Genomic DNA, 19261 nt, shown 5'->3' with positions numbered 1-19261 from the left:
TCTATGAAACGAAAGCTGACGATCTGTCTTTTACTTGCTCTTATGTGTTTCATCACAACTGCCAAAGCTGAAGATGAGGGCGGTCTCAAGGAACTGAACGACCTTTCGGATACCGTTTTCCAAATGACGCGGCATTCGCAGTATGATGAGGCTCTGCAAGTGCTTGGCTACTTTAAGAAAAAAATGACACACGTAAACTCACTGAGCGGCGCCGAAGTCAGGCAGGTGACTCTGGGTTTCAATGATTTAGTGCGCGTTCTGAAACAGGCAGACGCCTCAGATAACGAAAAAATCCGGGCAGCCGCCCAGTTCAGGTTGGTAATGGATGCGATGGAAGACCACTCCGATCCGCTGTGGGGTTCGCTTGAAAGACCGATTATGGCGACATTCAGCGCCTTAAAAGAAGATGTCAGCGGAAACGGAAGTGAAAATTTCAATGAAAAGTGGAATGAATTTATATCATTATATGATTTAATTTATCCCAGCCTGACAATGGATGTGTCTGCCGGCCAGCTTGATACGGTGGCGAAACATATCGAGGTGATTGAGCAGGAAGGGTTTCAGCAGATGACAAAAGGAACAAAGCTTGAGCGTCTGACGCTCCTGCAGCAGGATTTAAAGCGGGTTTTTGACAAGGTGGAGCGGGATGACGCTGATCCTTCGCTGCTCTGGGTCATTCTGACAACAGGCGGTATCATTATTACTGCGCTGACATATGTCGGCTACCGAAAATACAGAGCGGAAAAAAAGAAAGAGAAAAAGCGTGAGTATCCTAAGTCTAAATAAACACAAATTGCTGTAAAGGAGCTAAGCCAGTGAAAAAACTCATCCAGCAATTGGCTTCAAAACACCTCCCGCAGCCGATCAGAGGCAGAAAAGGGGCGACTGACGAAGGACCGCGAAACCTCGCGCGTGACTTCCAGAATCCTGACATGCTCGTTCCGCCTTCAACGGATGCAGGAACGGTTCAAAACTTGAAATTCTCATTTTCTGATACGCATATGAGGCTTGAAGACGGCGGATGGTCCAGAGAGGTGACGGTCAGGGAACTGCCGGTATCCAAAAACATCGCGGCGGTGAACATGAGACTGAAGCCGGGAGCTGTGCGGGAGCTTCATTGGCATAAAGAAGCCGAATGGGGATATGTGATTAACGGAGGAGTCCGTTTAACTGCGGTCGATCAAAATGGGCGGAATTTTATTGATAATGTCAGTGAAGGGGATCTTTGGTATTTTCCTTCCGGCATTCCTCATTCCATTCAAGGATTAGAGCAGGGAAGTGAGTTTTTGCTCGTCTTTGATGACGGCTCTTTTTCAGAAAACAGCACCTTTTCAGTAACGGACTGGTTTGCCCACACCCCGCGCAGCGTGCTGGAGGCGAACTTCGGTGTTCCCGGATATGAGTTGGCTTATATTCACAAGAAAGAGCGTTACATGTTCCAGTTGGAACCGCCTCCCCCTATTGAGCAGGCTGCAGTTTCTTCCCCGGAAGGCACCGTTTTGGAGCCGTTCAGCTACAAACTTTCCCGGCAGGAGCCCCTTGTTACCAGCGGGGGAAGAGTAAAGATTGTCGATTCAAAAACGTTTAAGGTGTCAAAAACGATTGCCGCAGCTCTTGTGGAGGTCGAACCCGGGGGCATGAGAGAATTGCATTGGCATCCGAATACGGACGAGTGGCAGTATTATCTTTCAGGAGAAGCGAAAATGACGGTGTTTGCGGCGGAGGGAAGAGCGCGGACATTTAACTATCAAGCGGGTGACGTAGGATATGTTCCTTTTGCAATGGGACATTATGTTCAGAATACCGGTGACACCGTGCTTCGCTTTCTGGAAATCTTCAAAAGCGACCGTTTCGAAGACGTCTCTTTAAACCAATGGCTGGCACTGACGCCGCAGCGCTTCGTCGAGCAGACGCTCAATGTCAGTCCGGCATTCGCCCGCCGATTGAAAAAGAAAAAATCACCGGTTGTCAAATGGAAACACGAACAGTAAAGGCGGCAAAAGCCGCCTTTTTATTATCGTCTGATCGGATTTTTATTTTCATCAAGCGTAAATCCTTCGCCGAGCACATCATGGACGTCGCTTACTGCAACAAAGGCGTGCGGGTCAACGGAAGTGATGACGCTTTTCAAAAGCACAATTTCGTTTTTCGGAACGACGCAGTAAAGAACGTCCCTGTCTTCTTTTGTATATGATCCCTGTCCTTTCAAAACGGTGACGCCGCGCTCCATCTCTTCAATGATTTTTTGCTGGATCAAATCGTTTTTCGAAGAAATAACCGTTGCCCCTTTTGCGGCATAGCCGCCTTCCTGTATAAAATCAATCAATCTCGCAGCGACAAAAACGGCTACAAGCGTGTACATCGCTTCCTTGTAAGAAAGATACGTAAACAAAGAAAGAAGAATGACACAGGCGTCAAAGGCAAACATCGTCCGGCCCATCGGGATTCCGAAAAATTTGTTGATCAGCCTGGCGATGATATCGACCCCGCCCGTCGTGCCGCCGTATTTAAAAATAATGCCGAGACCCGCGCCGATAAATACACCGGCGAACAAGGCGGCCAGCGCTAAATCATGCGACAGCGGCATATGAATTTCGTAGCGCTGAAAAACACTCAGAAAAACAGAAAGAGAGACGGTGCCGATCAGGGTATAGACAAACATCGTCCGGCCGAGCATACGCCAGCCGATGAAAAAGATAGGAATGTTCAATACCAGGTTGGAAATAGAAGGGCTGATGTGGAATAACGCATATAAAAGCAGCGTAATGCCGGTAAATCCGCCTTCCGCCAAATTGTTCTGCATATTAAAGTGAACCAGTCCGAATGAAAAAACAGCGGCGCCGATTAAAATAAAGCAAATGTTTTTGATTCTGATTTCTCCAAGCATTGCATCAAACCCCTTTTCCTTCCATAAGATTGCGTAAATATTATAGTGGATACAAAAGAAAACAGCAAACTGCCGTTTTTAACATTTGTCAAATGTACTTGAATTAGCTAACATGGAAGAGATGACAGGAGGTATTCGCACAGTGAGTGACAAAACGATGAAAGACTTACAAGCTGAGGTCGATGAATATATCGGCCAATTCAAAGAAGGCTATTTCAGCCCGCTTGCCATGATGGCCCGTCTCACGGAAGAACTGGGCGAACTTGCAAGAGAAGTCAACCATTATTATGGGGAAAAGCCGAAGAAAACGACGGAAAATGAGAAAAGCATGGAAGAGGAAATGGGTGATGTGCTGTTCGTCCTGATCTGCCTCGCCAACTCCCTTGATATTTCATTGGAGGAAGCTCATAACCGCGTCATGCATAAATTTAATACACGTGATAAAGACCGCTGGACTAGAAAAGAAGAAGGAAAGTAGGAGAAACCATGTCAAATGAAACCATTAAAGTCGTCATTGCCGGACCGAGAGGCAGAATGGGCCAGGAGGCCGTAAAACTTGCCGTCCGCACGCCTCATTTTGAGCTTGTCGGCGCCATTGACCATACATACGATCAGCAAACATTGCGGGAAGTGATGTCAGCTGATTCAGACGCTCTTATTTATACGGATATCCGCGCATGTTTCCAAGAAACAAAACCGGATGTGCTGATCGATTTGACAACGCCTGAAATCGGCAAAAAACATACGAAAGCCGCTCTTGAACACGGCGTCCGCCCCGTTGTGGGAACGACCGGATTTTCTGAAGCGGATTTAGAGGAGCTTCAAGCTTTGACTGAAGAAAAAGGAATCGGCGCCATCATCGCTCCGAACTTTGCATTGGGCGCGGTGCTGATGATGAAGTTCTCACAAATGGCCGCCAACTATTTTGAAGATGTAGAAATCATTGAGCTTCATCATGATCAAAAGCTGGATGCCCCGAGCGGAACGGCGCTGAAAACAGCGGAAATGATCTCAAGCGTCCGTACAGAAAAGCAGCAGGGCCATCCTGATGAAAAAGAAATTCTGCCGGGCGCCCGCGGTGCTGAATTAAACGGCATCCGCCTTCACAGCGTGCGTCTGCCGGGCCTTATCGCCCACCAGGAAGTCATGTTCGGCATGGACGGCCAGACGCTGAAACTGCGCCATGACTCCTATAACCGGGCTTCCTTTATGTCAGGAGTGAAGCTGTCAGTGGAGCAAGTGATGAAAATCGACCAGCTTGTATACGGACTCGAAAATATTATCGACTGAATCGGCAAGGGGGAGAACATCAAATGAAAATTGCTTTGATTGCTCACGATAAAAAAAAGCAGGATATGGTTCAGTTTACGACCGCATATAAAGATATACTGAGCCATCATGAGTTATACGCGACAGGTACGACGGGCCTGAAAATCCAGGAAGCGACCGGATTGTCTGTTGAACGTTTTCAATCCGGCCCGCTCGGCGGAGATCAGCAAATCGGCGCATTGATTGCAGCAAATGCCCTGGATCTCGTCATTTTTCTGCGCGATCCGTTAACTGCGCAGCCTCACGAACCGGATGTCTCGGCGCTGATCCGGCTGTGTGACGTATACGCGATCCCGCTCGCCACAAATATGGGAACAGCGGAAATCCTCGTCCGGACGCTGGATGGCGGGGCATTTGATTTCCGCAATCTTGTGCGCGGAGGAGAGCCGAATGTCTGAACACGTTGATATTCTGGCGTTCGGCGCCCATAGTGATGATGTCGAGATCGGTATGGGCGGCACGATCGCAAAATTTACGGCTCAAGGAAAAAACGCGGTGATATGCGATTTGACCGAGGCCGAACTATCATCTAACGGAACGGTAGGGATAAGAAAAGAAGAAGCGGCAAAGGCGGCCCGAATTCTCGGCGTAAAAGAGAGAATCCAGCTTACGCTTCCCGACCGCGGGCTTTTGAAAAGTGAGGACGGCATCCGCCGGATTGTCAGTGTCATCAGAGCCTGCCGGCCGAAAACCGTTTTCATGCCTTATCCGAAAGACCGTCATCCTGACCACGGCAATGCGGCGGCTTTGGTCGAAGAAGCGGTGTTCTCGGCGGGAATTCATAAATACAGAGATCACCAGGAACTGCCGGCTCATAAGGCTCAGCGCGTATACTATTATATGATCAACGGGTTTCACCGTCCGGACTTTGTAATCGACATAACGGAAACCATCGATCTGAAAAAAGAAAGCCTGCACGCCTATCAAAGCCAGTTTATTCCTACGGCGCAGTCAGTGAACACACCGCTGACCAACGGTTATATCGAAATGGTGGAAGCGAGGGAAAGACTGTATGGCAAAGAAGCCGGGACGGGGTATGCCGAAGGTTTCTTTTCAAAACAGCTTCCCGTTTTGAATGATGATGTTTTTGGGGGCGGACAATGAGACCATTAAAAATAGGGATTACATGCTACCCGAGTGTCGGAGGCTCGGGTATTATTGCGACGGAACTCGGCAAGCTGCTTGCGGAAAAAGGGCACCAGGTTCATTTCATCACATCAAGCATCCCGTTCAGATTAAATACATATCATCCGAATATTCATTTTCATGAGGTGGAAGTCAACCAATACGCGGTATTTAAATATCCGCCTTATGACCTTACGCTGGCGAGCAAAATCGCCGAGGTTGCCGCGAGGGAAAATCTTGATATCATCCACGCGCATTATGCGCTGCCGCATGCGGTATGCGCTTATCTCGCCAAACAGATGCTCAAGCGTGACATCGGCATCGTGACGACACTTCACGGTACGGACATCACCGTTTTAGGATATGATCCGTCATTAAAGGATTTAATCCGTTTTGCCATCGAAGCGTCCGACAGAGTGACGGCGGTATCAACCGCGCTTGCCGGAGAAACATATGACTTAATCAAGCCGGATAAAAAAATTGAGACCATCTACAACTTTATTGATGAACGTGTTTATCTTAAGAAAAATACAGAGAGTATAAAAGAGAAACATGGCATTTTGCCGGATGAAAAGGTCGTCATCCATGTTTCGAACTTCAGAAAAGTAAAACGTGTTAAAGACGTCATCCGCGTTTTCCGTAATATCGCAGCCAAAACAAAGGCGAAGCTCCTGCTTGTCGGCGACGGGCCGGAAAAGTGCGTCGCTTGGCAGCTTGTCGAAAAATACGGACTGCAGGATCAAGTGCTGCTCCTCGGAAATCAGGACAGAGTGGAAGAGCTGTATTCCATCAGCGATCTTAAGCTTCTTCTGTCTGAAAAAGAAAGTTTCGGACTCGTCCTCCTTGAAGCGATGGCCTGCGGCGTGCCGTGCATCGGAACAAATATCGGCGGAATCCCGGAAGTGATTAAAGATCAAGTAAGCGGTTTTCTGGTGGAAGTCGGAGATATTCAGGCGGCATCTGAAAAAGCGCTTGCCGTTTTAGAAGATAAACAGCTCAGCAAACGATTGACTGACCATGCGCTGAAAATGGTGGAGACCGCCTTTTCTTCGCAAAGAATCGTCAGTCAGTATGAACGGATTTATGACGAATTGGCAGGACCGGAGTGATCTTATGGAACAGGAATTTGTCAAAGCCCTCCCCATCCTTCATCATCTGATGAAGGCGGGCCATCAGGCGTACTTTGTCGGGGGAGCCGTCAGAGACAGCTATATGAAACGGAAAATAGGTGATGTGGACATCGCAACCAGCGCTTCGCCGAATGAGGTGGAGCGCCTCTTTAAGCGGACTGTCGATGTAGGAAAAGAGCACGGCACCGTAATCGTCTTGTGGGAAGATGAAACCTATGAAGTCACCACTTTTCGCGCCGAATCAGAATATAAGGACTACCGGCGCCCTGAAGCTGTGCGGTTCATTACTTCCTTATCAGAAGACTTAAAGCGGAGAGACTTAACGATAAATGCGATGGCGATGTCTGCCGAGGGAGAGCTGCTTGATTATTTCGGAGGCGCGCATGATATCGGTCAAAAGCTGATCCGTACGGTGGGTAATCCTGAAGACCGTTTTCGGGAAGACGCTCTGCGGATGATGAGAGCCGTCCGCTTTATGAGTCAGCTCGGCTTTCTGTTAGAAAAAGAAACAAGAGAGGCCGTCATAAAAGACAGGGAGCTTTTGGCACATGTATCAGTAGAACGAAAGACCGTCGAATTTGAAAAGCTGCTGCAGGGCGCTTCCTCACAAGAAGCGATCCAAACGATGGTGCAAACAGGTCTGATACAAGAGCTGCCCGGCCTTTCCGGTTATGAGCAGCAAATGCTTGAAGCGAGCGGATTTCCGTTTTCTTCTTTAGATGCACGCGAAGAACGCTGGGCAGCGCTGTTATTGTTTCTCGGTCTTTGTCCGAAAAGCGCCGAGGCGTTTTTAAAACAATGGAAACTGCCGGGAAAAGTCATAAAAAAAGCGGTGCAGATCATAAGCGTTTATCCGGCGCAGCTGGAAGCGGAAGCGATGTACCGGGCGGGAGAGGCGCTGTTTTCAGCCGTTAAAATCGGGATGCTGAAAAAGCATAAGACGATTGATGAACAAAAGCTGAAAGAGGTTCAGAGCCTGTATGAGCAGCTGCCGATCAAAAGCCTTCGAGACCTCGACATTTCAGGCGCTGATCTGATGGAGCTCAGAAACCGCCGCGCGGGTAAATGGGTGGCCGAGGAACTTCGCCGGATCGAAGAAGCGGTATTGGCAGGGAAGCTCCCTAACCGAAAACATGACATAAAGGAGTGGCTCGCATCATGGGATCAACATTAAGAACCCGATTAATTGATTTATTTTCTGAGGCGGGTGACGGCTTTATCTCCGGGCAGAAAATAAGTGACGCGCTCGGCTGCTCGAGAACCGCAGTTTGGAAACATATAGAGGAGCTCCGCAAAGAGGGCTATGAGGTTGAGGCGGTCAGACGAAAAGGGTACAGGCTCATTAAAAAACCGGGGAAACTCAGTGAATCCGAAATCCGTTTCGGGCTGAAAACAGAGGTTTTGGGCAAACAGCTTCATTACCGGGACGTCCTGCCGTCCACCCAAAAAACCGCTCATGAACTTGCCAATGACGGTGCGCCGGAAGGGACGCTCGTAGTCGCCGATAAACAAACGGCAGGCAGAGGAAGAATGGCCAGAGTGTGGCATTCACAGGAGGGAAACGGGATTTGGATGAGCCTCATTCTGAGACCCGACGTTCCTTTGCAAAAAACGCCGCAGCTCACCCTGTTATCCGCTGTTGCGGTCGTTCAGGCCATCGAGGCCTTTACAGGAGTACAGCCCGCCATTAAATGGCCGAATGATTTAATGATTCACGGCAAAAAAGCCGTCGGGATTTTAACTGAGCTGCAGGCAGAAGAAAACCATGTCCGTTCGGTTATTCTCGGGATCGGCATCAACGTGAACCAGCAGGAAGCCGATTTTCCCGGCGAGCTTCAGGACATTGCGACGAGCCTGAGCATGGAAGCTGGCGAAAAAATTGACAGAGCGGGTCTGATACAAGAGATTTTGCTGACTTTTGAAAAACGCTATCAGGATTACTTGAACCACGGCTTTACACCGATCAAGCTGCTATGGGAAAGCTATGCGGTCGGACTGGGGAACGAGCTCAGAGCGAGAACGCTGCAAGGAACGTTTTACGGGAAATCGCTCGGCATTGATGATGAGGGAGTTCTTCTCCTGGAAACGAGAGACGGTATAAAGAAGATCTATTCTGCCGATATTGAGCTCAATTAATCTTAGTTGGTACAAGCCTCGTGAATTTGGTATACTTCCTATGGGCAGTATCATAATGAACTGCACCTGATCAGCAGAACAGAGATTACGAAAAGTCTGCCTTGATCCAAAAAAGGACTGGGACAGAGGGATGACATTCGCCGAACGTTAAACAAGTGGGAATCCTTCTTATTTTACAGAAGGCTTTTTTGCTTGCGAAGAATTGGCGGCTCATCTCCTCACCGTTTAGAGGAGGAGAAACAGAATGAAAACAAAACTGGATTTCATGAAAATGAAGGAAAACGGAGAGCCGATCGTGATGCTGACCGCTTACGATTATCCGCAGGCAAAGCTTGCGGAACAGGCGGGAGTCGACATGATTTTAGTCGGGGATTCGCTCGGAATGGTCGTGCTCGGACTCGATTCAACAGTCGGCGTAACGGTCAGTGACATGATTCACCATACAAAAGCGGTAAAACGCGGTGCGAAAAATACGTTTATCGTAACTGACATGCCGTTTATGTCTTACCACCTTTCAAAAGAGGATACATTGAAAAACGCCGCGGCCATTATTCAGGAAAGCGGCGCGGACGCGTTAAAGCTGGAAGGCGGAGACGGCGTTTTCAAATCCATCCGTGCGCTGACTCTCGGCGGAATTCCCGTCGTCAGCCATTTAGGCCTCACACCGCAGTCTGTCGGCGTATTAGGCGGATATAAAGTGCAGGGAAAAGATGAGCAAAGCGCGAAAAAGCTCATTGAAGACAGCATCAAATGCGAGCAGGCGGGAGCGATGATGCTCGTGCTTGAATGCGTGCCTGCTGAACTGACTGCTAAAATAAAAGAAGAAGTATCCATTCCCGTCATCGGAATCGGAGCCGGTTCAAAAGCGGACGGCCAAGTCCTTGTCTATCATGACGTCGTTGGCCACGGCGTGGACAGAACACCGAAGTTCGTGAAGCAATACGCCAAAATCGACGGCACGATTGAGTCGGCCCTCAGCGATTATATCCGTGATGTGAAAGAACGGGTTTTCCCGGAAGAAAAGCATTCCTTTCAGATAAACCAAACTGTGCTGCAAGGCTTGTACGGAGGAAAGTAAGCGATGAAACAACTGACAGAAACTCAACAGCTGAAAGAATTAATTGCACAATACCGCTCAGAAGGCCGGACGATCGGATTCGTCCCGACAATGGGTTTTCTTCATGAAGGACATCTGACGCTGGTTGAAAAAGCAAGCAAAGAAAACGATATTGTCGTGATGAGCATCTTTGTCAATCCGACTCAATTCGGACCGGGCGAGGATTACGAAGCATATCCGCGGGATTTAAAGCGCGATGCCCGGCTTGCAGAACAGGCGGGGGCAAATGTTTTGTTTACGCCGTCTCCAAGTGACATGTATAAAGGCGAGCAAAATGTTGCCGTGCAAGTGAAAAGGAGAACTGACGTGTTGTGCGGCGCCTCCCGCGTCGGCCATTTTGACGGAGTGGCCACTGTCCTGACGAAGTTTTTCAATCTCGTTAAACCGACCCGCGCCTACTTCGGCCTGAAAGATGCCCAGCAGGCAGCGGTTGTGGACGGATTGATTGAGGATTTCTTTATGGATATCGAATTGGTTGCAGTGGACACGGTCAGAGAAGAAGACGGACTTGCCAAAAGCTCTCGCAACGTCTATCTGACAGAGCAGGAACGCAAAGAAGCGCCGATGATCTATAAAGCATTGCAGCAAGGTGCCGAACTGATCAGAGACGGTGAAAGAAATCCGGAAACCGTCATAAAAACCGTCACCGATATCATCGAAAACACAAGCGGCGTCATTGATTATGCCGAACTGTACGCTTATCCGGAGCTGACTCCGCTTAAAACATTAAACGGCAAGGTCATTCTGGCCTGCGCCGTCCAATTTTCTAAAGCCAGACTGATTGATAATATCATTATTGATATTGATGAATGGGAGAGATCATAATATGTACCGCACTATGATGGCCGGAAAACTGCACCGCGCTACCGTGACGGAAGCCAATTTAAACTATGTCGGCAGCATTACGATTGATGAAGATCTTTTAGATGCCGTCGGAATGCTCGCTAATGAAAAAGTTCAGATTGTGAATAATAATAACGGAGCGAGACTTGAAACGTATATTATTCCCGGTAAGCGGGGGAGCGGCGTCATCTGTTTAAATGGAGCTGCCGCCCGTCTCGTCCAAGAAGGAGATAAAGTCATTATTATTTCTTATCAAATGATGTCTGATCAGGAAGCAAAAAGCCATCAGCCGAAGGTGGCCGTTCTGGATGATCAGAATAAAATCGAGCAGATGCTGGGCCAGGAGCCGGCACACACGATTTTGTAAAAGAGCCCCCTTCATGGGGGTTTTCTTTTAAGATTTAGGGGCAAAAGCTGTTTTTCCGCTCCATTTCTCAACAAAACGTGTTACACTTTTCTCGTATGCAAGAATTGAGGTGTCCATTTTAATGAACAAACAACGGTTCGTTGTCATAGATGTCGAAACAACAGGAAATTCGCCGAAAAAGGGCGATAAAATCATTCAAATCGCAGCGGTTGTCATTGAAAATGGACAAATAACTGAGCGGTTTTCAAAATATATCAATCCGAATCAGGCCATCCCGCCGTTTATTGAACAGCTGACCGGAATTTCGTCCGGAATGGTTGAAAATGAACTGCCGTTTGAAGCGGTCGCAGAGGAGATTTTTCATCTGCTTGACGGCGCGTATTTTGTTGCCCACAATATTCATTTCGACCTCGGATTTGTCCGGCATGAACTGAGCGAAGCGGGCTATGAGCTGCCGGATTGTGAAGTGCTTGATACGGTTGAGCTTTCGCGTATTGTTTTCCCGGGGTTTGAAGGATATAAGCTCGGTGAGTTGTGCGCGGAGCTGAATATTGTTCATGACCGCCCTCACCGCGCAGACAGCGATGCGGAGGTTACGGGACTGGTCTTTTTAGACATTTTACATAAACTGAAACATTTGCCTTTACCGACGTTAAAGCAGCTTAGAAGGCTTTCACAGCATTTTATCAGCGATTTGACGCTGCTTTTGGATTCTTTTATACATGAAAGCAGGCCGGCGGAAGAAAAGAGCTGCATTCCATACGCCTCTTTTTCAATTAAAGAGCCCGATCACATTCCGGTTTCCCGTCCGGTGAATGCGGCCATTGACCTTGAAAAGTGGAACGAAGAAAAAGAACAGATCTTATCCGATATCATCCCCCGCTATGAAAAGCGGAAAGGGCAGCTTTCGATGATGGATGAAGTGCTTGGCGCCTTCCGCAATCGGGAGCATGCGCTGATTGAAGCGGCGCCCGGCATCGGAAAAACGATCGGTTATCTCGTTCCGGCTGTTTTATTTGCCAAAGCGGAACAAACTCCCGTCATTATCAGCACGTACTCTACTCTTTTGCAGCAGCAGATCATGTCTAAAGATCTTCCGCTTTTGGAGCATATGTTTCCTTGGCCGGTCAAAGCCGCTATTTTAAAAGGGAAATCACATTATCTGTGCCTGCCTAAGTTTGAACATATTCTGCATGAGGAAGATGACAACTATGATGCGGTTTTGACGAAAGCGCAGCTTCTCGTCTGGCTGACGGAGACTGAAACGGGCGACGCCGCTGAGCTGAATCTTCCATCAGGCGGCAGATTGCTGTGGGAGCGCATGGCTTACGATGAGAATTCTTTTTTGAAAAAAGGGAAGGACTCGGCTGCCGGGTTTTATGAACGGGCTAAAGAAAAAGCGCAGGCCGCAGATCTGATTATCACAAACCATGCTTTGCTGTTTTCAGATCAAAGCAGTGAAACGAAAAAACTGCCTGCAAGCGGAACGGTCATCATTGATGAAGCGCATCATTTCGAACGCGCTGCCAGCGAGCACCTGGGGAAGAGAGCTTCATACATCGGACTGCACACAAAGCTCAGCCGAATCGGAACTTTAAAGGAACACGGACTGTTAAAGCGGATGAGAAAACTGTTTTATACGTATGAACTGCCGGCGGAAAGTTTTTTTGACGCCGATGAGTGGATGAAGCATATTCAATCGGAAAGCGACGCATTTTTCAGTTCAGTGCATTCTTTTGTCAAACGAAGAAAACCTAAAGACGATCTGAACCGTCTCGTCTATAGTCTCAATCATAAAAGCCAGGATAAAGGGTTTCACATGATAACGGACGGAGCGGAGCGGCTTTGTGCGATGCTGGATCAGCTGCTTGACATGTTTTCAGTACAGGAGAAACTGTTACATCAAAAGCTTGAACAGATGAAAAGCGGAGCGGCTTTTTTAGCGGCTGAATATGTAAAGTGTATCAGGGGGCTGAAAGAATATCGCGATACGTTCAGCAGGCTGCTGTTTGAAAATGATGAGAAAGAAGCCGTTTGGGTTGAAATTGACGCGAAAGGCGCAAAAAATGCCGTCAGCATCTATGCGCAGCCTTTGGAGCCCGGTGAAATGCTGGCAGACCAGTTTTTCGCCCGCAAAAAAAGCGTTGTGCTCACATCAGCGACCTTAATGGTGGAGCAGTCTTTTCAATTTATGATTGAAAGGCTCGGACTTGCGGATTTTTATCCGCGCACCAAAAGCATCCCGTCTCCTTTTTCTTATGATGATCAGATGAACGTCATCATTCCGAAAGAGATGAAATCCGTTAAATATGACGGGGAGCGGGAAGTCATTGAGCATATTGCCAAGTATGCAGAAATCATGTCAAAGGGCAAACAGCCGAAGATCCTTGTCCTGTTTACGTCTCATGATATGCTGAAAAAAGTGTATCAGGAACTGAAACTCAGTATGGAGATCTCAGGCATTCAGCTTCTCGCCCAAGGTATTTCGGGCGGGAGTCCCGGTAAATTAATGAAAACCTTTAAAACGGCAAGCCGGGCGATTTTGCTCGGGACGAATCATTTCTGGGAAGGCGTTGATTTTCCGGGGGATGAATTGTCAACCGTCATGATCGCAAGGCTTCCTTTCAGGGCGCCTGATAATCCGCTTCATGCCGCAAAATGCGAATTTGCCAAGAAGCAGGGGAAAAATCCGTTTCAGACGATTTCCCTGCCTGAGGCCGTGTTAACGTTCAGACAGGGGATCGGGCGCCTGCTCCGTACGGCGGGAGACAAGGGAACAATCGTTCTTTTAGATCAGCGTGTAAAGACGGCGGGATACGGACGGCTGTTTCTTGAAGCGCTCCCGACTTCATCCCTTTTGGAGCTGACGGATGCCGAACTCGGGGCTTATGTCAGCCAAACGGAATAAAAGCCGCATAAACGCGGCTTTCGTGGTGTGGGATGAGGAATTGTTTTTATAGTAAAAGCGGGTTCATGCCGCCTTGTGATTTTATTATGCCGCGGGCGCATCCCGTTATGACTAACAAAATTTGTTCGACCGATGGAGGGTATAAAAATGGAAAGCAAAATTGAAATTCTGTCAACGATTAATGTGGAGCATTCAGATGATTTATATAAAATCGTCGATACATTAAACCGGACTTTGAAACGGGATAATCTGATGTTCGGCCTTGCGCTCGACGAAGAAAATCAAAATGAAGCGGTCTTCACCATTTATCGTACATAGGTGAAAAAGATGAGAAAAAAAGCATTAATATTTACAGCCGTATTTGGTATTATTTTTTTAGCAGTTCTTTTATTTTCGGCCAGCATTTTTAAATCTGCAATGGCTCAAAAAGAAGAAGGCCACGAAACAGCTGCCGCAGCGGCTAAAGAAAAAACGGATCTGACAGATGCTGAGAAAGTGGAGACCTTTGTCGGCAAACAGAAATATTATGTTGTTACCGGAACGGATAAACATGGAAAAGATATGTATGTATGGGTTCCGGCCGACAAAAAAGCAAAAATTCTCTCAAAAAAAGCCAGTGACGGCATTTCAAGCGGCAAGGCTGCCAAGATCGTTCGGGACGAAGGGCTTGTTTCCAAGCTGAATGGCGTTCACCCGGCGAGAGAAAACAATGTTCCGTTATGGGAAGTGACCTATATCAACAAAAGCGGGCAGTATAGCTTTAGCTATGTGGACTTTACAAGCGGCAAGATTCTCAAAAACATCACACCGTGAGACGTATTAGGGGGAGTTCAAGTTGAAATTGGCAAAAAGAGTATCCGCATTAACACCGTCTGCAACACTTGCAATTACTGCAAAAGCGAAAGAACTGAAAGCAGAAGGCCATGATGTCATCGGCCTCGGAGCAGGAGAACCGGATTTTAATACGCCTCAGCACATTATAGATGCCGCGGTGCGTTCCATGAATGAAGGCCATACGAAATATACGCCTTCAGGCGGTCTGCCGGCGCTGAAAGACAGTATCGCAAAAAAATTCAAAAACGATCAGGGGATTGAATATAAGCCGTCAGAAATCATTGTCTGCACCGGAGCGAAACACGCTCTGTATACATTATTTCAGGTCATTCTTGATGAAGGGGACGAAGTGATTATACCGACTCCTTACTGGGTCAGCTACCCTGAGCAGGTGAAACTGGCAGGGGGGCGTCCCGTCTATGCAGAAGGGCTGGAATCCAATCAGTTTAAAATTTCACCGGAGCAGCTGAAGCAGGCCATCACCGAGAAAACAAAAGCGCTCATTATCAATTCACCGAGCAACCCGACAGGTGTTATGTATACGAAAGAAGAGCTTGCGGAACTCGGAAAAGTGTGTCTGGAGCATGGCATTCTGATCGTTTCTGACGAGATTTATGAGAAGCTTACATACGGAGGAAAAAAACACGTCTCAATCGCACAGCTTTCAGATGAATTGAAAGAGCAGACGATCATCATTAACGGCGTTTCGAAATCTCACAGCATGACGGGCTGGAGGATCGGCTATGCGGCGGGTTCGGAGACGATTATTAAAGCGATGACGAGCCTTGCGAGCCACAGCACATCAAATCCGACGTCCATCGCTCAATACGGCGCCATTGCGGCCTATAACGGTCCGGCTGAGCCGCTGGAAGAGATGAGACAGGCATTTGAGCACAGACTGAACACCATTTACGCTCAGCTCAGTGAAATTCCCGGATTCACCTGTGTCAAGCCTGAAGGGGCGTTTTACTTGTTCCCTAACGCCAAAGCGGCCGCAGAAAACTGCGGATTCAAAGATGTCGATGAATACGTCAAGGCGCTTCTGGAAGAAGAAAAAGTCGCCATCGTGCCGGGCTCGGGTTTCGGTTCACCGGACAACGTCCGCTTATCTTACGCAACGTCACTTGATCTTTTAGAAGAAGCGGTCGAAAGAATCCGCCGCTTCACGGAAAAACACAGCTGATTCTGAAAAAGCGGCTTTTAAAGCCGCTTTTCACTTGCATTGACCCCGTTAGAGTAGAACGGGTATAATAAAGTGATGAAAAAAGAGATTCAGGCAGATTCCTGAATGTCTTTCTTGTTCTGGAGGGAAAGAGTTTGAAAACAACAATCAACCAAGTGTATAAACACACAGGCGAGGAAGTAACGATTGGAGCTTGGGTCGCTAATAAACGCTCAAGCGGTAAAATCGCATTTTTACAGCTGAGAGACGGTACCGGCTTCATTCAGGGAGTTGTCGTCAAAGCTGAAGTAGAAGAAGACATCTTCCAAATCGCGAAATCAGTGACGCAGGAAACGTCACTTTATGTAAAAGGAATTGTGAAAGAGGACGAGCGTTCACCGCTTGGCTATGAGCTTGCTGTTACATCCATTGAAGTCATTCACGAAGCGACTGATTATCCGATTACGCCTAAAGAGCACGGTACGGAATTCTTAATGGATCACAGACATTTATGGCTCCGTTCGAAACGCCAGCACGCAATTATGAAAATCCGCAACGAAATCATCCGTGCGACTTATGAATTTTTCAACAAAGAAGGCTTCGTGAAAGTTGATCCGCCGATTTTGACGGGAAGCGCTCCGGAAGGCACGACTGAGCTGTTCGCGACGAAATATTTTGATGAAGACGCCTTCTTGTCTCAAAGCGGCCAGCTGTATATGGAAGCAGCTGCAATGGCGCTCGGAAAAGTATTCTCTTTCGGACCGACGTTCAGAGCGGAAAAATCGAAAACGAAACGCCATCTCATCGAATTCTGGATGATTGAGCCTGAAATGGCATTTGTTGAATTTGAAGAAAACCTTGAAGTTCAGGAGAATTATGTTGCATACATCGTGCAAAGCGTGCTGGAACATTGTAAGATCGAGCTGAACACATTAGGAAGAGACACATCGAAGCTTGAACAAATCAAAGCGCCATTCCCGCGCATTACGTACGATAAAGCGATCGAATTCCTGAAAGAAAAAGGCTTTGACGATATTGAGTGGGGAGATGACTTCGGTGCGCCGCATGAAACAGCGATCGCAGAAAGCTATGACAAACCGGTGTTTATCACTCATTACCCGACGTCATTAAAACCATTTTATATGCAGCCTGCCAAAGATCGTGACGATGTCGTGTTATGTGCCGACTTAATCGCTCCGGAAGGCTACGGGGAAATCATCGGCGGTTCAGAACGCGTTCATGATATGGATTTATTGGAAGAAAGATTAAAAGAACACGGTCTGGATTCAGATGCTTACAAATGGTATGCTGAACTCAGACAATACGGTTCTGTTCCGCACTCCGGCTTCGGCCTTGGACTTGAGCGGACAGTGGCTTGGATCAGCGGAGCGCCTCACGTGCGTGAAACGATTCCGTTCCCGAGACTTCTGAACCGTCTGTATCCGTAATAGTTATGAAAAACGAAGTCTCCTGCAAGGGAGACTTTTTCTAAGTAAAGGGGAAAGCTCCCGGAGATAACCTTTTACAGTAAGAGGTGTAAGGATGAAAAAACAGCAATTTATAGATATGCAGGAACTCGGCATTTCAAGCATTCCCAACCTGCTGCTGACACATTACCGGCAGCTCGGGCTGAATGAAACCGAATTGATCCTGCTTTTGAAGATTAAAATGCATTTGGAAAAAGGCTCTTATTTTCCGACGCCGTTTGAACTTCAATCAGGCATGTCCATCTCTGCTGAAGAATGTACAAGCTGCCTGAGAATGTTTATTCAAAAAGGTTTTCTGTTTATTGAAGAATGTGAAGACCATAACGGCATAAAGTTTGAAAAATATTCTCTGCAGCCGTTATGGGCGAAGCTGTATGATTACATGCAGCATTCACAAAACGAAACGCAGGAAAGAACGTCAGAAAGAGAACAAAAAAGCCTGTATACCATCTTTGAAGAAGAGTTCGGAAGACCGCTGTCGCCGCTTGAATGCGAGACGCTGGCCATATGGCAGGATCAGGATCAGCATGATGCGATTTTGATTAAACACGCCTTAAAAGAAGCCGTTTTATCAGGGAAACTCAGTTTTCGCTATATTGACCGGATTTTATTTGAATGGAAAAAGAACGGCTTCAAAACGGTTGAGCAGGCGAAGGCGCACAGCCAAAAATTCCGGCGTGTTCAAACGAAACAAAATGATCCGCAAAAAGAGTATACGAGGCAGGTGCCTTTTTACAATTGGCTGGAACAATAACATGAGAAGGGGAGAAACGTGTTAAATTTAAAGCAGATTGAATATTGTCTTGAAAAAATCGGCGATATGTTTCCGCACGCAGAATGTGAACTTGTCCATTCAAATCCTTTCGAATTGGTTGTGGCAGTCGCATTATCCGCGCAATGTACGGATGCTCTCGTCAACAGAGTGACAAAAACGCTATTTCAAAAATATAAACGGCCCGAAGATTATCTTGCCGTATCGCTGGAAGAACTCCAGCAGGATATTAAATCAATCGGCCTGTACCGTAATAAAGCCAAAAATATTCAAAAGCTGAGCAAAATGATCATCGAAGAGTACGGCGGAGAAGTGCCGAAAGACCGGGATGAGCTTGTGAATCTGCCGGGTGTCGGACGGAAAACGGCAAATGTGGTCGTGTCTGTTGCTTTCGGCGTACCTGCGATTGCAGTAGACACTCATGTGGAGCGGGTCTCTAAACGGCTCGGTATCTGCCGCTGGAAGGACTCTGTTTTGGAAGTAGAGAAAACATTAATGAAAAAAGTGCCGAAAGAGGATTGGTCTGTTACGCACCACAGATTAATATTTTTCGGCAGGTATCATTGTAAAGCGCAATCTCCCCGCTGTGCGGAATGTCCTTTGCTTCCGCTATGCAGAGAAGGGCAGAAGCGTGACAAAAAAGGGCTGGTGAAACGGTGACGGCGATTGACATTCTGGCAGGCTATGAAACATACCTGCGCAGCATTACGGACTTGGAAAGGCTCGAGATCAAAACGGCGCTGCGCCGCCATCCGCTGTATATGGATTTCAGCGGTCAGCCAACAGTGCAGCCATGGAGGGAAAGGGGCGAATATGTCCCGTTTCTGTTTCAGATCTGGAACGAAACGAAAGAAACGCTGCTTCCCGTTTTTCAAACAAGAAAATCGAGATGTGATCAAAATGACATGCTGAAGGGAATTGCCTGTCTGATTGCCGCTTTTCACTGGACGGCAGGGGAGCGGGTTACATCACTCGACTGGACTGTGCTTGAAACAAAGCATTTTCCCGCCGAACCGATCAATTGGGCGGAGCGAATGGCGTTTATTTTAACGAAACCGACTCAATTTCACTCGTTTATTCAGCTGGATGAATTGATGACGGAGATGAAGAAACAATATCATAAATATGAAGCCATGAACAAATGTTAAAAACCTCCTTTTCTCA

The 19261-nt window shown here is 47.5% G+C and carries 21 protein-coding genes; 20 read left to right on the top strand and 1 reads right to left on the bottom strand.

The features are described 5' to 3' along the window. Positions 1–3 precede the first annotated feature (3 nt). The gene (ypjB, locus tag RUW00_RS05690; RefSeq protein ID WP_021494234.1) at positions 4–786 is read left to right on the top strand and encodes a sporulation protein YpjB; all 783 of its coding nucleotides are present in this window, start codon (positions 4–6) and stop codon (positions 784–786) included. A 29-nt stretch (positions 787–815) separates the two neighbouring features. After that, entirely contained in the window at positions 816–1991 is a 1176-nt protein-coding gene (locus RUW00_RS05685; protein ID WP_022553036.1) for an oxalate decarboxylase family bicupin, read from the top strand. 23 nt (positions 1992–2014) lie between these two features. Here the strand turns inward: RUW00_RS05685 and RUW00_RS05680 are convergent, their stop codons facing one another. Further along, positions 2015–2887 (bottom strand): YitT family protein, encoded by an 873-nt coding sequence (locus tag RUW00_RS05680; protein ID WP_280145277.1) that lies wholly within the window; start codon positions 2885–2887, stop codon positions 2015–2017. Positions 2888–3029: 142 nt separating this feature from the next. Here RUW00_RS05680 and RUW00_RS05675 point away from each other — a divergent pair, with 142 nt between their 5' ends. From RUW00_RS05675 to RUW00_RS05590, 18 genes are all read left to right on the top strand, one after another. Then, entirely contained in the window at positions 3030–3365 is a 336-nt protein-coding gene (locus RUW00_RS05675) for a nucleotide pyrophosphohydrolase (RefSeq protein WP_003153495.1), read from the top strand. An 8-nt stretch (positions 3366–3373) separates the two neighbouring features. Further along, the gene (gene dapB, locus RUW00_RS05670) at positions 3374–4177 is read left to right on the top strand and encodes a 4-hydroxy-tetrahydrodipicolinate reductase (RefSeq protein ID WP_003153497.1); all 804 of its coding nucleotides are present in this window, start codon (positions 3374–3376) and stop codon (positions 4175–4177) included. A 23-nt stretch (positions 4178–4200) separates the two neighbouring features. Continuing rightward, entirely contained in the window at positions 4201–4614 is a 414-nt protein-coding gene (mgsA, locus tag RUW00_RS05665; RefSeq protein WP_003153499.1) for a methylglyoxal synthase, read from the top strand. Continuing rightward, a complete protein-coding gene (gene bshB1 / locus RUW00_RS05660; RefSeq protein WP_280145276.1) occupies positions 4607–5320 on the top strand; it encodes a bacillithiol biosynthesis deacetylase BshB1 in 714 nt (237 codons plus the stop codon). The genes mgsA and bshB1 overlap by 8 nt, the downstream gene beginning before the upstream one ends. Further along, complete coding sequence (gene bshA, locus RUW00_RS05655; protein WP_015240093.1) at positions 5317–6450, top strand: N-acetyl-alpha-D-glucosaminyl L-malate synthase BshA; 1134 nt, start codon at positions 5317–5319, stop codon at positions 6448–6450. The genes bshB1 and bshA overlap by 4 nt, the downstream gene beginning before the upstream one ends. Before the next feature lie 4 nt (positions 6451–6454). Continuing rightward, positions 6455–7645 carry a CCA tRNA nucleotidyltransferase gene (locus RUW00_RS05650; RefSeq protein WP_014418242.1) on the top strand — a complete coding sequence of 397 codons (1191 nt, stop codon included), beginning with the start codon at positions 6455–6457 and terminating at the stop codon, positions 7643–7645. Further along, positions 7630–8607 carry a bifunctional biotin--[acetyl-CoA-carboxylase] synthetase/biotin operon repressor gene (locus RUW00_RS05645; protein WP_017418026.1) on the top strand — a complete coding sequence of 326 codons (978 nt, stop codon included), beginning with the start codon at positions 7630–7632 and terminating at the stop codon, positions 8605–8607. The genes RUW00_RS05650 and RUW00_RS05645 overlap by 16 nt, the downstream gene beginning before the upstream one ends. Positions 8608–8851: 244 nt before the next feature. Then, a complete protein-coding gene (panB, locus tag RUW00_RS05640) occupies positions 8852–9685 on the top strand; it encodes a 3-methyl-2-oxobutanoate hydroxymethyltransferase (RefSeq protein ID WP_280145275.1) in 834 nt (277 codons plus the stop codon). Between the two features lie 3 nt (positions 9686–9688). Further along, a complete protein-coding gene (gene panC / locus RUW00_RS05635) occupies positions 9689–10549 on the top strand; it encodes a pantoate--beta-alanine ligase (RefSeq protein WP_061862322.1) in 861 nt (286 codons plus the stop codon). A 1-nt stretch (position 10550) separates the two neighbouring features. Then, a complete protein-coding gene (gene panD, locus RUW00_RS05630) occupies positions 10551–10934 on the top strand; it encodes an aspartate 1-decarboxylase (RefSeq protein WP_003153510.1) in 384 nt (127 codons plus the stop codon). A gap of 121 nt (positions 10935–11055) precedes the next feature. Continuing rightward, the gene (gene dinG, locus RUW00_RS05625) at positions 11056–13842 is read left to right on the top strand and encodes an ATP-dependent DNA helicase DinG (protein WP_280145274.1); all 2787 of its coding nucleotides are present in this window, start codon (positions 11056–11058) and stop codon (positions 13840–13842) included. Positions 13843–13989: 147 nt separating this feature from the next. Then, positions 13990–14160, top strand: a complete 171-nt coding sequence (locus RUW00_RS05620; RefSeq protein WP_003153512.1) for a YpmA family protein — start codon at positions 13990–13992, stop codon at positions 14158–14160. Positions 14161–14169: 9 nt separating this feature from the next. Beyond that, positions 14170–14655: a cell wall elongation/penicillin-binding protein regulator TseB gene (gene tseB, locus RUW00_RS05615; RefSeq protein WP_007409483.1), complete on the top strand. Its 486-nt coding sequence runs from the start codon at positions 14170–14172 to the stop codon at positions 14653–14655. Positions 14656–14677: 22 nt separating this feature from the next. Beyond that, a complete protein-coding gene (locus RUW00_RS05610; RefSeq protein WP_007612190.1) occupies positions 14678–15859 on the top strand; it encodes a pyridoxal phosphate-dependent aminotransferase in 1182 nt (393 codons plus the stop codon). Positions 15860–15993: 134 nt separating this feature from the next. Then, positions 15994–17286, top strand: coding sequence for an asparagine--tRNA ligase (gene asnS, locus RUW00_RS05605; RefSeq protein ID WP_003153515.1), 1293 nt, complete (start codon positions 15994–15996; stop codon positions 17284–17286). Positions 17287–17380: 94 nt separating this feature from the next. Beyond that, positions 17381–18079 (top strand): DNA replication protein DnaD, encoded by a 699-nt coding sequence (dnaD, locus tag RUW00_RS05600; RefSeq protein ID WP_003153516.1) that lies wholly within the window; start codon positions 17381–17383, stop codon positions 18077–18079. A gap of 18 nt (positions 18080–18097) precedes the next feature. Then, positions 18098–18757 carry an endonuclease III gene (gene nth, locus RUW00_RS05595; RefSeq protein WP_007612187.1) on the top strand — a complete coding sequence of 220 codons (660 nt, stop codon included), beginning with the start codon at positions 18098–18100 and terminating at the stop codon, positions 18755–18757. Continuing rightward, positions 18754–19245 carry a YpoC family protein gene (locus tag RUW00_RS05590; protein WP_280145273.1) on the top strand — a complete coding sequence of 164 codons (492 nt, stop codon included), beginning with the start codon at positions 18754–18756 and terminating at the stop codon, positions 19243–19245. Before nth ends, RUW00_RS05590 begins: the two co-directional genes overlap by 4 nt. The last annotated feature ends 16 nt before the right edge of the window (positions 19246–19261 follow it).

Source organism: Bacillus sp. IS1 (assembly GCF_032461585.1).
GTDB classification, from domain to species: domain Bacteria; phylum Bacillota; class Bacilli; order Bacillales; family Bacillaceae; genus Bacillus; species Bacillus velezensis.
The sequence above is the reverse complement of the archived record's forward strand: the minus strand, read 5'-3'. Positions and strand labels throughout refer to the sequence as shown.

What these genes read in the sequence shown, in the direction of transcription:
- ypjB (WP_021494234.1), top strand. Translation starts at nt 4, where the DNA reads ATGAAACGAAAGCTGACGATCTGTCTTTTACTTGCTCTTATGTGTTTC.
- panC (WP_061862322.1), top strand. Translation starts at nt 9,689, where the DNA reads ATGAAACAACTGACAGAAACTCAACAGCTGAAAGAATTAATTGCACAA.
- mgsA (WP_003153499.1), top strand. Translation starts at nt 4,201, where the DNA reads ATGAAAATTGCTTTGATTGCTCACGATAAAAAAAAGCAGGATATGGTT.
- tseB (WP_007409483.1), top strand. Translation starts at nt 14,170, where the DNA reads ATGAGAAAAAAAGCATTAATATTTACAGCCGTATTTGGTATTATTTTT.
- panD (WP_003153510.1), top strand. Translation starts at nt 10,551, where the DNA reads ATGTACCGCACTATGATGGCCGGAAAACTGCACCGCGCTACCGTGACG.
- panB (WP_280145275.1), top strand. Translation starts at nt 8,852, where the DNA reads ATGAAAACAAAACTGGATTTCATGAAAATGAAGGAAAACGGAGAGCCG.
- bshB1 (WP_280145276.1), top strand. Translation starts at nt 4,607, where the DNA reads ATGTCTGAACACGTTGATATTCTGGCGTTCGGCGCCCATAGTGATGAT.
- RUW00_RS05620 (WP_003153512.1), top strand. Translation starts at nt 13,990, where the DNA reads ATGGAAAGCAAAATTGAAATTCTGTCAACGATTAATGTGGAGCATTCA.
- dapB (WP_003153497.1), top strand. Translation starts at nt 3,374, where the DNA reads ATGTCAAATGAAACCATTAAAGTCGTCATTGCCGGACCGAGAGGCAGA.
- dinG (WP_280145274.1), top strand. Translation starts at nt 11,056, where the DNA reads ATGAACAAACAACGGTTCGTTGTCATAGATGTCGAAACAACAGGAAAT.
- RUW00_RS05645 (WP_017418026.1), top strand. Translation starts at nt 7,630, where the DNA reads ATGGGATCAACATTAAGAACCCGATTAATTGATTTATTTTCTGAGGCG.
- dnaD (WP_003153516.1), top strand. Translation starts at nt 17,381, where the DNA reads ATGAAAAAACAGCAATTTATAGATATGCAGGAACTCGGCATTTCAAGC.
- RUW00_RS05680 (WP_280145277.1), bottom strand. Translation starts at nt 2,887, where the DNA reads ATGCTTGGAGAAATCAGAATCAAAAACATTTGCTTTATTTTAATCGGC.
- bshA (WP_015240093.1), top strand. Translation starts at nt 5,317, where the DNA reads ATGAGACCATTAAAAATAGGGATTACATGCTACCCGAGTGTCGGAGGC.
- RUW00_RS05650 (WP_014418242.1), top strand. Translation starts at nt 6,455, where the DNA reads ATGGAACAGGAATTTGTCAAAGCCCTCCCCATCCTTCATCATCTGATG.